Origin of the sequence: Nocardioides sp. Soil805, from assembly GCF_001429625.1 — a bacterium.
Taxonomy (GTDB): Bacteria; Actinomycetota; Actinomycetes; order Propionibacteriales; family Nocardioidaceae; genus Nocardioides.
Genome location: NZ_LMSU01000003.1, coordinates 77,113 through 90,744 on the forward strand (window position 1 = coordinate 77,113; position 13,632 = coordinate 90,744).

Sequence of the window (13,632 nt, forward strand, 5' to 3'; positions counted from 1 at the left end):
CGCCGCAGCGGCTCAGGGCCGGTAGTCGTCCGTCGGGACCACGACCGCGCGACCGGTGACCGTGCCGTGGGCCAGGTCGAGGTAGGCCTGCGCGGCGTCCGGCAGGGTGTAGAGGGTGGTCTCGGCGCTCAGCAGCCCCCGCGCGCCGAGGTCCAGCACCTCGACCAGCTCGTGACGGTTGCCCCAGTAGGTGGTCTGGACGCTGGTCTCGTAGGGCAGCCCGAAGAAGGACACGGGCAGCGTGCCCCCTCCGATCCCCACGATCGTGAGGTCGCCCAGCGACCGGGACACCGCGGCGGCCAGGGCGAGGCTGTCGTCGGAGCCGACGTGGTCGAGGACCACGTCGGCCCCCAGCCCGCCGGTGAACTCCCGGATCTCCTCGACGGCGTCGGGCCCGGGCGCGACTGCGAGGTCGGCGCCGCCGCGCAGGGCGCTCGCGCGGGAGGACTCGCGCGGGTCGACCGCGACGACGCGGGCGGCCGTCGTCGCCTTGAGCACCTGCACGGCGAGGTGGCCCAGGCCGCCGACGCCGATCACCACGGCCACCGAGACCGGGCCGAGCTTGTGCTGCGAGCGACGCACCGCGTGGTACGGCGTGAGGGCGGCGTCGGTGAGCGGCGCGGCCGCGACCGGGTCCAGGCCGTCGGGCAGCGGCACGAGGTGGCGGGCCGCCGGGACGAGGAGGTACTCCGCCATCCCGCCGTCCATGCCGAGGCCGCCGCCACCGCCGGGAACCGGCGCCAGGTCGGGTCGGGCGCACAGCGTCTCGTAGCCGCCGAGGCAGCGCTGGCAGTGGCCGCACCCCCAGGCGCCGACCACCGCAACGGGCTGGCCGGGCTCGAGGCCGCGGACGCCCACGCCGAGCGAGTGCACCCAGCCGGCGTTCTCGTGGCCCAGCGTGAAGGGGGGATCCCAGGGCAGCGCCCCGGGCTCGAAGTCGTGCATCAGGTGCAGGTCGGAGTGACAGGCGCCGGCCGCGCCCACCTGCACCAGCACCTCACCCGGCCCCGGGACGGGGACCGGGACCTCGACCAGCTCCGGCTCGCTCTTCCACGACGGCAACCGCAACGCCCACATGTGTCCTCCTCGGTGATGTACCCCCAGCATCGGGGTCGCCCTCGGGCCGACGAAGAGGCCAGCGGCCGGGCGGTGCGGGCCGTTGGTCCCTAGGGAACGGCAGCGCGACGCGGGATCGTGGAGCTCCCACCAGCCGACGGAGGCCGACCGTGCCCACCCTGACGTTCCTCGGTGCCGCGGGCACCGTCACCGGCAGCCGGTTCCTCGTCGAGGCGGGGGACACCCGGGTGCTGGTCGACGCCGGTCTCTACCAGGGGCCGTCCTCGTTGCGCCGACGCAACTGGGAGGACTTCCCGGTGGACCCCGCCAGCCTCGACGAGGTCGTGCTCAGCCACGCCCACCTCGACCACACCGGCTACCTCCCGCGCCTGGTGCGCGAGGGGTTCGCCGGGCCGGTGCGCTGCACGCAGGAGACGGCCGAGCTGGCGGCGATCGTGCTGCGCGACAGCGCGCACCTGCAGGAGGAGGACGCGTCGTACGCGAACACCGCGGGGTTCTCCAAGCACCGTCCCGCCCTGCCGCTCTACGACGCCCGCGACGTCGAGCGCACGCTGCCGCTCCTCGAGCCCCTCGCCCTGGGCGAGGACCTGACGATCGCCGGGGGGATGGTGCTGCGGCTGCGACCGGCCGGTCACATCCTGGGCTCCGCCACGGTCTCGCTGGACGTCGAGGGCCACCGGGTGCTCTTCAGCGGCGACCTCGGCCGCCTGCACCACCCGCTCCTGGGTCCGCCCGCGGACCCGCCGGAGTCCGACACGATCGTCGTGGAGTCGACGTACGGCGACCGGCAGCACCCGTTGCCCGACCCCGACCAGCTGGCGGCGGTGATCCGGCGGACGATCGGCCGCGGAGGCAGCGTCCTGGTGCCCGCCTTCGCCGTCGACCGCACCGAGCTGGTCCTGATGGCGCTCAAGCGGCTGGTGGAGGCGGGCGAGGTCCCGCGGGTGCCGGTCTTCGTGGACAGCCCGATGGCCCTGGCCGCGCTGCGGGTCTACGAGCGGGCGATCGCGACGGGCAGCCCGCAGGTGCGGGCCGACCTCTCGCGGGTCAGCGGACTCCTCGACCCCGGTGAGCTGCACGCCGCCCGGACCCCGGCCGAGTCCCGCGAGCTCAACGCCCCGAGCCGCCCCTGCATCATCGTGTCGGCGTCCGGGATGGCCACCGGCGGCCGCGTCGTCCACCACCTCGAGCACATGCTCCGCGACTCGCGCCACACGGTGGTGCTGACGGGCTACCAGGCGGTCGGCACCCGTGGTCGCCAGCTGCTCGAGGGGGCCCGGCAGGTCAAGATCCACGGTCGCTACGTCCCGGTGCGCGCCGAGGTCGTGTCCCTGGAGGAGTTCTCGGTGCACTCGGACGCGGGGGAGACCCTGGCGTGGCTGGGCCGGGCACCGCGGGAGCCGGGCTCGGTCTACGTCGTGCACGGAGAGCCCGACTCCACCCGGGCACTGGTGCGCCGCATCCAGGACGAGCTGGGCTGGAACGCCGTCGTCCCGTCGTACGGCGAACGGGTGCTGCTCGACTGACCACGCCCCGGACCGGGGCCCCACGAGGAAGAAGGAAGCGCCATGGACGACGGGACCGCCCACGAGAAGCCACCGCAGCACGACCTGACCGGCCGGATGCTCGGGGCGACGCGTCGGCTCGCCGCAGCCGGCATGGCCGCGCCGGTCGTGGCCACGCGGCCGCTGCGGCACGCCCTGGCGATGGCGGTCCGCTCCCTCGACGAGCTCCCGAGCGTGGGCGAGCAGCTCGACGTGCTGATGGCCGAGGTGCACGCACAGCGGCTCGGCCTCCAGTCGGTGCAGGCCCAGCTCGCCGCCCTCGACACCCAGCTCGCGCTCCTGGAGCGGTCGCTGGCCCCGGTCTCCGCCTGGACGCACCAGTCCCAGAACCTGCGCCGCTCCCTGGTGCGGGCGATCGACGTCCTGCCGCCGGACCCGCGCGACCCGGGGTAGGCCGGCGGGTCAGCCCATCGCGTCGGCGTTGAACAGGGCGACCTTCAACGCGCCGGTCTCGCCGGCGCGGGAGAAGACGTCGTAGGCGTCCTGCATCTCGTCGAGCCCGTAGCGGTGGGTGCACAGCGCCCCCACGTCGAGCGTTCCCTCGGACAGCAGGCGCAGGAGCAGCGGCGTCGTGCGGGTGTCGACGAGGCCGGTCGTGATGGTGACGTCCTTGATCCACAGCGTCTCGAGGTGCAGCGTGGCGGCCTCGCCGTGCACCCCCACGTTGGCCACGTGTCCTCCCGGCCGCACCAGCTCGGTGCACAGCTCGAAGCTGGTGGGGACCCCCACCGCCTCGATGACCACGTCGGCGCCGAGCCCCCCGGTCAGCGAGGAGATCATCGCGACGGCCCCCTCCGGGCCGACCACGTCGTCCGCACCCGCCTCCAGCGCGCTGCGTCGTCGCGCCTCCGCGGGGTCGACCAGGATGACGCGCGAGGGGCTGAAGAGCCTGGCGGTGATGAGGGCCGCCAGTCCGATCGGACCGGCGCCGACCACCACCACCGTGTCACCGGGGGAGACCCGTCCGGCGAGCACGCCCACCTCGTACGACGTGGGCAGGATGTCCGCCAGCATGAGCGCGCCCTCGTTGGTGACGTTGTCGGGCAGCACGTGCAGCGAGTGGTCCGCGAAGGGGACCCGGACCTGCTCGGCCTGGGTGCCGTCGATGGTGTGGCCCAGGACCCAGCCCCCGCCCCCGAGGCACTGTCCGTAGCGGCCCTCCTTGCAGAAGCGGCAGCGACCGCACGAGGAGATGCAGGAGATGAGCACCCTGTCGCCGGTCCTGATGTCGCGCACGTGGTCGCCCACCTCGAGCACCGTGCCGACGGCCTCGTGGCCCAGGATGCGGCCCGCCTCGACCTCCGGGACGTCGCCCTTGAGGATGTGCAGGTCGGTGCCGCAGATCGTGACCGCGTCGACGCGGACGATCGCGTCGTCGGGATCCTTGACGGCCGGGTCCGGCACGTCGACCCAGGACCTGTGGTCGACGCCGCCGTAGACGAGTGCCTTCATGGTGGTCCTCTCCAGGATGGGGTGTTCCCCATCCTGTGCGGACGCCCGACCCCGCGCCGGAGGCGTGGTGCCTCGCCCGCCGGGACCTTGGTCCCGGTGCCCCCTCAGGCGCCCGACGGACCGGACTCGGACGGCACCACCGCGACGCTCCCGGGTGCCTCGCGCACGACGAGCGGGGTCACGTTGCCCCAGACGATCCGCTGCAGCAGCGGTAGCCGGTGGTGGGCCACGACCACCAGGGCGTGGTCGCGCGACGCCGCCACGAGCCGCTGGTCGGCGAAGCCCCGCGAGAGCTGGATCGTCACGTCGACGCCCGGGTGCCGCCGCCGGTGCGGCTCGACGAGGGCCGCGATCCGGCTCCGCCGTCCCTCGTGACCGGGCTCGCCCGGCCCGAGGTCTCCGGTGAGTCCCGTGGAGTCCCAGAAGCAGTGGAGCACCGTGACGGCCCAGTCCCGCGACGCCGCCACCCTGAAGGCGAAGGCGAGCGCGGGCGTCGAGAGCCCTGTCCCCTCGGTGCCGACCGCGACGCGCGGCCGTGGGTCGGGACCCTCCCGCACGATCACGACGGGGCACGTCGCGCGCATGACCAGCGAGGCCGCCACGGAGCCCACCGGGGACCAGCGCGGCCCGATCGGGTCGGGGGGGCCGACGACGAGCATGGCCGCGCCGGCGGACGCGTCCAGCAGGGTCCGGCGCGGACCGCGGCGCGTCACCAGCAGCTGGACCTCGCTCTCGGGCGCCTCGACCCCGACCACCTGGCGGGCCTGCCGGACCAGCCGGTGGTCGCGGCGTCCGAGGGTGCCGCGCAGCTCGGCCACCGTGGACCGGCCCGGGACCCGACCGGCCGCGTGCGCCGCGACGAGCGGTCGGTGCTCGAGACGCGCCTGCGTGCACGCCCAGTGGAGGGCGTCCTGCGCGGTCCGGTCGTGGTCGAGCCCGACCACGACCGCGCCGGGGAAGGGCGAGCCGGTCGTCATGCGGCCAGCGTGACCGCCCCGGAGCGGCCGGCGACAGCGGCGGTGGGCCCGCCGCCGCGGGACGTTGGTCACCGGCCCCTCCGCGACGAGGACGAGCCCAACGTCCGCGTCGGGGGGGCCTTCGGGCCCTGCCCCGGGAGCGGCCCCGGGCCCACGCTGGACGGGAGGGCTCGAGGACCTGGCGAGGACTTCTCGCGAGCGGACCACGCACGGATCGCGGACACCGGAGGGCTGACATGGCGACCTACCGACTCGGTTGGAGCATCGTGACCGGGGTCACCTGCCTGCTCGGCCTGACCGGCACCGCCCTCGCCGTGCAACCGGTGCTGTTCTTGTCCGTCGGCGCGACGCTGGCCCTGCTCGGCGCCCTCATGGCCGTCGCCTTCGCCGAGGAGCTGAAGGGCATGCGGCACCCGGTGCTGACCTTCGCCGCGCTGGCCACGACGCCGGCCCTCCTCCCGGGGCTCGCCCGGCTGATCGGGTCGGCGACCCCGGTACTCGCTGCGGTGCTGGTGCTCTCCTCGCCCTGGATCGTGACCTGGGCCGACGGCCGGCTACGGCCGTGGCTGTTGCCGGCACGGATCGTGCAGGCCGGGATGGCCGGCCCCGACGAGGCGTTGCGGCGCCAGTGGGCGGAGTCCACCCGGCAGCTCGCTTCCGCGACGTCCGTGGCGGACCGGCTGCTGGTGGTGCACGCCCGCGAGCAGATCCTGGAGGACGTGGCCGCACGCAACGGCGGCCGGCTCCCGGCCTTCGTGTGGGGCCTCCCGGAGATGCGTGGTGGTCTGGACCACCCGTCCAACGAGCCGCACCGACCGCGGTGAGCGTCGACATCTCGGGACCTTCGGCCCTACCCGCGTCGCGGGGCCGAGGCGACCGTGGTTCCACGACGACCGGCGACGGACGGAACAGACGTCTGCGCTCCGACGCGCAAGGGGTGACCATGGCCACGGCAACCGAGGTGAGGCAGGCCCACCAGGACATGCTCGACGCAGCAGCGCGCCTGGTCGACGAGGTGGGCCACACGTCCGCCGGGGGTGTGCTCCGCTCCTACTGGCGAGCGGTCCGGCTGATGCGGCAGGCGGGCTGTCCCGTCCCTGCGCTGGCGGACGAGGCCGAGCTTCTGGCGCGTGACCTCCTGGGCGCGCGCGGGGTGCGGGTGCCGCACCCGCGACGCACCGCCTCGTGAGGCCCGGCCCGCCGGCCGCCGCGCTCGTGCTGGCGTGCCTCGCCGGTGCTGCCGCGCTGCCGGGCGCGGCCACGGGGAGCCCCGCCGCGACCCCGGTCCTCGTCGACATCAGGGCGTCCCACCACCCCGGCGTCGACCGGGTGGTCCTCGAGCTCGACGGCGCCCTGCCCGCGCGCATCCGGGTGCGGTACGTCGACCGGCTGGTGGCCGACGGCTCCGGCCTGCCGGTCCGCATCGCCGGGCAGGCCGTCCTGCGCGTGGAGCTGAGCCCCGCCCAGGCCCATGACGACGCCGGGCGTCCCACGGTGCCGCGGCGCACGGCGTACGCCCTGCCCAACGTGATGACCACGGTCCGGGCGGGCGACTTCGAGGGAGTCACGACGTACGGCATCGGGCTGGCCAGGCGCACCCCGTTCGAGGTCTCGACGCTGCGCAACCCGAGCCGGGTCGTCATCGACGTGCGTGCAGGCTTCCGCACCGAGCGACGCCCGGTGTTCTTCCTCGACCAGGACCGGTTCGTCGACAACGTCGAGCCGTTCTTCGTGCGCCGGATGCGTCCGGTCCGACCCGGCACCCCGGCCACCGGCCTCATGGACCGGCTCTTCGCCGGCCCGCTGCCCGCGGAGCGTCGGGCGGGGCTGCGGCTGGTGCGCTCGCGCGCCCGGGGGTACACCGACCTGACGGTGTCGGCCGGCGTGGCCCGGGTCCGGCTCACCGGCGGGTGCAGCAGCGGCGGCTCGACGGTCACCGTCGCCGGCTCCGTCCTGCCGACGCTGCGCCACCTGCCGACGGTCGACTGGGTGAAGGTCCTCGACCCGGCCGGCCAGACGGCCGACCCCACCGGGTCGACGGACTCGATCCCGGCCTGTCTCGAGCCCTGAGCGACCGGCGCTGGGTCAGTCCCGGAGGGCGAGCGGCACCAGCGCCACCGCGCAGGAGGCGTGCTCCAGCACGGAGCTGGCCACGGAGCCGTAGACCATCTCGTGGGCGGCGCTGCCGTGGTGGGTGCCGAGGACCACCATCTCCTTGTCGGCGGCGGCGTCGAGGATCGCCAGGTCGGCGAGCCCGGTGGCGAGCGCGCGGCGCACGACGACATCCGGGTACTTCTCGGCCATGCCCGCCAGGGTCTCGGCGAGGATGATCAGCTCGTCCTCGTCGCCGTGGACGCCCTCCTGGTCGCCGTGGGCATGCGCGGCGGCGTGCCGGACGTCCCAGTAGGCGTGCAGGACGGTGAGCGGGAGCTCGCGCATGGAAGCCTGCTGGAAGGCGAGCTCGAGGGCCGGGGCGCACCGGTCCGAGCCGTCGACCGCGACCAGGACGCCGTGGCGGTCGGCCCCGTCCGGGGGCCGCATCACGACCAGGGGACAGGGGACGTGGTGGGCGACGCCCACCGCGACCGAGCCGAGGAGCAGGCTGGCCAGCGGGCCACGTCCGCGGGAGCCCAGGACCACCATGGAGGCCCGGCTCGCGACGTCGAGCAGCACCTGGCGGGGGTCGCCGAAGCCGAGCACCTCGTGCACCTCCACCTCCGGCGCCTGCCCGGTCACGTCGGCGTGCACCTCGGTGAGCAGCTCGTGCGCCTGGGACTCCAGGGCCTCCAGCCCGATGCCGGTCCCCATGCTGGGTGACAGGCCGACCGGGGCGAGCCACACGGTGCTCATCGGCGACAGGGCGTGGACCAGCGTGAGCGGCCGACGCGTGAGCCGGGCCTGGGCGACGGCGAAGTCCACGGCCAGGTCGGCCGCGACGGAGCCGTCGATCGCGGCCACGACGGTGCCCAGGGGTGCTTGGACGGTGTTCATGCTGCTCTCCTCGTGCCGTCGCCAGCGGACCTCGCTGTCGTACTCCCAGACTCGTCCGGCGGGCCGCGGACCACGAGGGGCGCTCGGTCCCGATCAGCGGGACGTTGGACCCGCCGACGCCGGGTCCCCGGTGAGCACCCGGACCGCGAGGTCCGTGGTCGCCTCGATGCCGAGGAAGCCGACGACCCGGCTCACCCGGTCGATGTCGAGCGGGAGCAGCCCGGGCGTCCCGGGCACGTCCGGGGTGAGCCCGAGGTCGAGGTCGTCGCGCCCGGACATCATCCGCACGTTGAAGTCGTAGCGCTCGCGGGCCCCGGGCGCGGTGAGGCGGCGTACGACGCCTGCTCCCAGCCGCCGTCCGCCGGTCTCGGCGGCCAGGTCGTCGAGGGCGGCCGCCAGCGACCGGCCGCCGTCGTGGTCGACGTCGGCCCACACCGCGTCCATCGACCCCGCCGCCAGCAGCAGTGCGGCGGCGGCCTTCTCACCGATCCCGCTCACCCCGGGGAGGTTGTCGCTGGCGTCGCCGCGCAGGGCGGCGTACGCGAGGTAGCTCTCGGCGGCCACGCCGTACATCGCGTGCAGGCGCGCCGGGTTGAGCAGGGGAGAGGCGTTGATGCCGCCGTCGATGAGCCGCAGCACCCGGGTGTGGTCGCTGATGTGGGCGAAGGCGTCCCGGTCAGAGGTGATGATGACGCAGTTCCAGTCGTGGGTGCGCGCCCACGTGGCGCCGGAGGCGTTGACGTCGTCGGCCTCGAGGCCCGGTGGCGTGAGGGTCGCCAGGCCCAGGGCGTCGAGCAGCGTGCCCGCGCGCTCGAGCTGGTCCACCAGCTCGGGGTCCTTCTCGGCGCGCCCGGCCTTGTAGTCGGGGTAGAGGTCGCGGCGCACCGATCCCGTCCGGTCGTCCAGCCCGAAGAGGACCGCGTCCGGGGCGAAGCGGTCCACGGACTCCAGGATCTGGCGCAGCATCCCGTGCAGCGCCCACACCGGGCGACCCGCGCGGTCGGTGATCCGCGTGTGCGCCCGTGCGTGGTGGTTGCGGTGGAGCAGCGACGGGGCGTCGACGACCAGGAGCAGTCGACGCTCGGGCGGCTGGGACGGCAGGGGCGGCATGGCGGGCCCAGCCTGCCACCCGCGGGTCGGCGCCGCGGCCTCAGGCGGGGTGCGGTGCCGGCAGCACCGGTTCGTCGGCCCGTGCCAGCCGCATCTCCAGGTCGAGCACCGCCCGGGTCGTGCTCACCAGGCTGTCGGGGTTGAGGCTCATCGAGTCGATGCCGAGCTCGACGAGGAACTGCGCCATGTCCGGGTAGTCGGACGGCGCCTGGCCGCACAGGCCCGAGTGGATGCCGTTGCGCCGGCACCCCTCGACCGCCAGCTCGATCATCCGCTTCACCCCGGGGTCGCGCTCGTCGTAGTCGAAGGCCACGAGGTCGCTGTCGCGGTCCACGCCGAGGGTCAGCTGGGTGAGGTCGTTGGAGCCGATGGAGAGTCCGTCGAAGCGCCGCGCGAACTCGTCGACCAGGATGACGTTGTTGGGGATCTCGCACATCGCATAGATCTCCAGCCCGTTGGTGCCGCGCCCGAGCCCGTGCTCGGCCATGGTCGCGAGCACCAGGTCGGCCTCGGCGAGGCGGCGTACGAACGGGATCATCAGGACCACGTTGGTCAGCCCCATGTCGTCGCGGACCCGCTTCATCGCCCGGCACTCCAGCGCGAACCCCTCGGCGTACGCCGGGTGCGCGTAGCGCGAGGCGCCCCGGAAGCCGATCATCGGGTTGTCCTCGACCGGCTCGAAGGACGCGCCGCCGAGCAGGGTGGCGTACTCGTTGCTCTTGAAGTCCGACATGCGTACGACGACGGGCTTGGGGTGGAAGGCGGCGGCGATGGTGGCGATCCCCTCGGAGAGGCGCTCGACGACGTAGGCGCCGCCGTCCGCGTGGCCGGCCACGAGCCGTTCCACCGCGGCCCGCTCGGTCGCGTCGGTGACGAGCTCGGGGTGCAGCGCGGCCATGGGGTGCACCCGGACGGACTCGGTGAAGACGAACTCCATCCGCGCCAGCCCGACACCGTCGTTGGGCAGGAACGAGGTCTTGAAGGCCAGGCCGGGATTGCCGAGGTTGACCATGATGCGGGTGCGCGGGCGCAGCAGGGCGCCGACGTCGATCTCCTCGACGCGGTACGCCGCCTCGTCGCGGTAGACGCGTCCGGCGTCGCCCTCGGCGCACGAGACCGTGACCATCGTCCCGTCCGGGATGGCCGTGGAGCCGTCCCCGGTCCCCACCACCGCGGGCACGCCCTGCTCGCGCGCGATGATGGCAGCGTGGCAGGTCCGCCCGCCGCGGTCGGTGACGACGGCGGCCGCGGTCTTCATCACCGGCTCCCAGTCCGGCGTGGTGGTCTCCGAGACGAGCACCTCCCCGGGGCGGAAGTCCGCGAGCTGCTCGGCGCTGCGGATGACCCGCGCGCGCCCGGTCGCGATCCGGGCGCCCACCGAGCGGCCCGTGCTGAGCAGCGGGCCGTGCGACTCGACGACGAAGCGCTCCATCACGGTCGTGGAGGCGGCGGCGGTGACGGTCTCGGGTCGGGCCTGCACGATGTAGATCAACCCGTCGAGGCCGTCCTTGGCCCACTCGATGTCCATCGGCCGCCCGTAGTGCCGCTCGATGGCGAGCGCCGTCCCGGTGAGCGCGAGCACCTCGGTGTCGGTCAGGGAGAAGCGCGCCCGGTCGGCGTCGGGGGTGTCCTCGTCGCGGGTCGTGGAGCCGGCGCCCCGGTCGTCCAGCACCATCCGGATCGCCTTGCCGCCCAGGCGGCGTCGCAGCACGGTGCGGTGCCCGGTCTCGAAGGTCGGCTTGTGGACGTAGAACTCGTCGGGGTCGACCGCGCCCTTGACCACGTTCTCGCCGAGCCCGTAGGAGGAGGTGAGGAAGACGACGTCGCGGAAGCCGGACTCGGTGTCCAGGGTGAACAGGACCCCGGCGGCGGCGCGGTCCGAGCGCACCATCTTCATCACGCCCACGGACAGCCCCACCTGGAGCTGGTCGTAGCCGTGGCGGTGCCGGTAGTGGACGCCGCGGTCGGTGAAGACGCTGGCGAAGCACTGCCGCACGGCCTCGAGGAGGTCGGCCTCCCCGGAGACGTTGAGGAAGCTGTCGTGCTGTCCCGCGAAGCTGGCGTCGGGCAGGTCCTCGGCCGTGGCGCTGCTGCGGACCGCGACGCTGACGCCCGCGCCGTACTCCTCCTCCAGCCGGCGGTAGCCGGCCAGCACCTCCGCGGCCAGGTCGTCCGGGAGCCCCGCCCCGTGGACGATCCCGCGTGCTCGCGCGGCACGGGTGGCCAGGTCGGCGACGTCGTCGTGGTGCAGGCCCTCGAAGGCCTCCCGGAGGGCGGGCCACGCACCGGCCGCGTCGAGCACGTGCCGGTAGCCCGCGGCGGTGACGGCGAACCCGTCGGGCACCCGCACCCCCTGGTCGGCGAGCTGTCGGTACATCTCCCCGATGGAAGCGTTCTTGCCACCGACGAGGGGGACGTCGTCGTTGTCGATCTCGTCGAAGCGGCGGACGTAGCGGTGTGCAGGCATGTCTCAGGTCTAGACGGGGTCAGGGGCCCGGCACAGGGGCGAAGTGCCCCACCTGCGGCGTGAGTGAGGGACCTTCGTCCCGCCCAGCAGGATGCCACGTGCGAGGGAAGCGGGATCCGGCGCTCAGGGCTACCCTCATGGGTGGGTTGAGGGGGTGCCTGTTGGCGGAGGTCAGGGGAAGCAAGGAAGGACCGCAGCTGGAGCTCGACCAGCTGTTGTCCCAGCTCGTCGCGCGCACCCATGACGTGATGGCCGCCCAGGACCGGATGCGCGGGCTGCTGCGGGCCAACCGGGCGGTGATCGGCGAGCTCTCCCTGGCAGCAGTCCTCGAGCGGATCGTCCGGGCCGCCTGCGAGCTGGTGAGTGCGCCGTACGGCGCGATCGGGGTCATCAGTCCCGGTGGCCGCGGCCTGGAGCAGTTCATCCAGGTCGGCATCGGCGCCGAGGAGGCCGAGCGCATCGGCCACCTGCCCGAGGGCAAGGGACTGCTGGGAGCCCTCATCGACGACCCGCACCCGATCCGGCTGCGTGACCTCACCGAGGACGTCCGGTCGGTGGGCTTCCCCGAGTCGCACCCTCCGCTGCGCGGCTTCCTCGGGGTGCCCATCCGGGTGCGTGACGAGATCTTCGGCAATCTCTACCTCGCGTCCCTGACCGAGGGTGACTTCAGCGCCGAGGACGAGGAGCTGGTCTCCGCGCTGGCGGCGACGGCGGGCGTGGCCATCGAGAACGCCCGGCTGTACGAGGAGGCGAAGAGCCGCCAGGAGTGGCTCGCGGCCTCGGCCGACATGACGCGCCGGGTGCTGACCGACCCCGAGGAAGAGGCGCTGCGGATGGTTGCGCAGCAGGTGGCCGAGCTCGCGGTCGCCGACCTGGTCACCGTGATCCTCCCGGTGAACGACGAGCAGGACCTGCGCGTGGCCGTGGCCGTCGGGTCCGAGGCCCAGGACGTCACGGGCTTCACCTACCCGTTGGCCGGCTCGCTCAGCGAGGGGGTGCTGCGGAGCGGCAGGACGCAGGTCTTCGAGGACGTGGCGATGCGGCAACCGCCGTCGCCGGCGCTGGTGGTGTCCCAGCTGGTCGCGCTGGGCCCGGCGATGATCGTCCCGCTGGCCGGTGCCACGGCCATCCGTGGCGTGCTCGTGGTGGGTCGTCGACCGGGGCGGCGAACCTTCGGGCCCGCGGAGGTGGACATGGCGACGAGCTTCGCCTCCCACGCGTCGGTGGCCCTGGAGCTGGCCGACGGCCGCCGCGAGGCCCAGCGGATGGCCCTCTTCGAGGACCGGGCCCGGATCGCCCGGGACCTGCACGACCACGTGATCCAGCAGCTCTTCGCGGCGGGGATCACCCTGCAGGGCGCCGTGTCCGGCATGGGCGAGGGCCCTCGCGGCCAGATGGTCGAGCAGGTGATCGACAGCATCGACGACGCGATTCGCAAGATCCGGACCTCGATCTTCCAGCTCCGTCCGCACGCCATGCTGGGAGGGGGCCTCAGGACGGCGGTGCTCGCGGTGGTGTCGGAGGCCAGCGCCTCCCTCGGCTGGGACCCGCACCTGCACTTCGCCGGGCCCGTGGACTCGGTGAGCGACGAGGCGCTCGCCGACGACGTGGCCGCCGTGGTGCGCGAGTCCCTCAGCAACGTGGCGCGCCACGCCCACGCCCGGCAGGCCCGGGTCTCCGTCACGCTCGACGGGGCGGTGCTCGAGGTCCTCGTCGAGGACGACGGCGTGGGGGTCGGCGACGGGGACCGGCGCAGCGGCCTCGACAACCTGCGACAACGTGCGGAGAGTCGCGCCGGAACCTTCACGGTCGAGCCCGGCCACGGGGGCCGTGGCACCCGTCTGTCGTGGCGGACACCTGTCCCCGGCTGAGGGTGCCGCCCGCCGGAAGGGCGATGGGACCAAAGTCCCACGGTCACGGGACCACCGACCCTGAGATCCGTCCCGCCGTCGGGACATCCTCGTGGTGAGGGAGATCCCGTCCGGCTGGTCCA

Annotated in this window: 12 protein-coding genes; 6 read left to right on the forward strand and 6 right to left on the reverse strand. The window is 74.1% G+C overall.

Translation table 11 applies throughout. From position 1 onward, the window contains the following. Positions 1 to 12: 12 nt before the first annotated feature. Positions 13 to 1,077 carry an NAD(P)-dependent alcohol dehydrogenase gene (locus ASG94_RS15390; RefSeq protein ID WP_056927374.1) on the reverse strand — a complete coding sequence of 355 codons (1,065 nt, stop codon included), beginning with the start codon at positions 1,075 to 1,077 and terminating at the stop codon, positions 13 to 15. Between the two features lie 149 nt (positions 1,078 to 1,226). On the opposite strand from ASG94_RS15390, the gene ASG94_RS15395 reads away from it, so the two are divergent. Then, a complete protein-coding gene (locus ASG94_RS15395; RefSeq protein ID WP_056927375.1) occupies positions 1,227 to 2,603 on the forward strand; it encodes an MBL fold metallo-hydrolase RNA specificity domain-containing protein in 1,377 nt (458 codons plus the stop codon). Positions 2,604 to 2,645: 42 nt separating this feature from the next. Next, positions 2,646 to 3,035: a hypothetical protein gene (locus ASG94_RS15400; protein WP_056927376.1), complete on the forward strand. Its 390-nt coding sequence runs from the start codon at positions 2,646 to 2,648 to the stop codon at positions 3,033 to 3,035. Positions 3,036 to 3,044: 9 nt separating this feature from the next. Here the strand turns inward: ASG94_RS15400 and ASG94_RS15405 are convergent, their stop codons facing one another. Beyond that, positions 3,045 to 4,094 carry an alcohol dehydrogenase catalytic domain-containing protein gene (locus ASG94_RS15405; protein ID WP_056927377.1) on the reverse strand — a complete coding sequence of 350 codons (1,050 nt, stop codon included), beginning with the start codon at positions 4,092 to 4,094 and terminating at the stop codon, positions 3,045 to 3,047. A gap of 104 nt (positions 4,095 to 4,198) precedes the next feature. Beyond that, on the reverse strand, positions 4,199 to 5,071 hold the full coding sequence (locus ASG94_RS15410; RefSeq protein ID WP_056927378.1) for a universal stress protein: 873 nt from the start codon (positions 5,069 to 5,071) through the stop codon (positions 4,199 to 4,201). A 236-nt stretch (positions 5,072 to 5,307) separates the two neighbouring features. On the opposite strand from ASG94_RS15410, the gene ASG94_RS15415 reads away from it, so the two are divergent. The 3 genes from ASG94_RS15415 to ASG94_RS15425 all read left to right on the forward strand — a co-directional run bounded on the left by ASG94_RS15415 (position 5,308) and on the right by ASG94_RS15425 (position 7,141). After that, the gene (locus tag ASG94_RS15415; RefSeq protein ID WP_056927379.1) at positions 5,308 to 5,895 is read left to right on the forward strand and encodes a hypothetical protein; all 588 of its coding nucleotides are present in this window, start codon (positions 5,308 to 5,310) and stop codon (positions 5,893 to 5,895) included. 119 nt (positions 5,896 to 6,014) lie between these two features. Further along, positions 6,015 to 6,260, forward strand: a complete 246-nt coding sequence (locus tag ASG94_RS15420) for a hypothetical protein (RefSeq protein ID WP_156411621.1) — start codon at positions 6,015 to 6,017, stop codon at positions 6,258 to 6,260. Further along, positions 6,257 to 7,141 carry an AMIN-like domain-containing (lipo)protein gene (locus ASG94_RS15425; protein ID WP_056927381.1) on the forward strand — a complete coding sequence of 295 codons (885 nt, stop codon included), beginning with the start codon at positions 6,257 to 6,259 and terminating at the stop codon, positions 7,139 to 7,141. The genes ASG94_RS15420 and ASG94_RS15425 overlap by 4 nt, the downstream gene beginning before the upstream one ends. A 15-nt stretch (positions 7,142 to 7,156) precedes the next feature. On the opposite strand, the gene ASG94_RS15430 is transcribed toward ASG94_RS15425, so the two are convergent. From ASG94_RS15430 to ppsA, 3 genes are all read right to left on the reverse strand, one after another. Next, positions 7,157 to 8,062, reverse strand: coding sequence for a universal stress protein (locus ASG94_RS15430; protein ID WP_056927382.1), 906 nt, complete (start codon positions 8,060 to 8,062; stop codon positions 7,157 to 7,159). Between the two features lie 93 nt (positions 8,063 to 8,155). Continuing rightward, a complete protein-coding gene (locus tag ASG94_RS15435; protein ID WP_156411622.1) occupies positions 8,156 to 9,172 on the reverse strand; it encodes a 5'-3' exonuclease in 1,017 nt (338 codons plus the stop codon). A gap of 40 nt (positions 9,173 to 9,212) precedes the next feature. Next, the gene (gene ppsA, locus ASG94_RS15440) at positions 9,213 to 11,639 is read right to left on the reverse strand and encodes a phosphoenolpyruvate synthase (protein ID WP_056927383.1); all 2,427 of its coding nucleotides are present in this window, start codon (positions 11,637 to 11,639) and stop codon (positions 9,213 to 9,215) included. A gap of 161 nt (positions 11,640 to 11,800) precedes the next feature. On the opposite strand from ppsA, the gene ASG94_RS15445 reads away from it, so the two are divergent. Further along, positions 11,801 to 13,510: a sensor histidine kinase gene (locus ASG94_RS15445; RefSeq protein ID WP_056927384.1), complete on the forward strand. Its 1,710-nt coding sequence runs from the start codon at positions 11,801 to 11,803 to the stop codon at positions 13,508 to 13,510. The last annotated feature ends 122 nt before the right edge of the window (positions 13,511 to 13,632 follow it).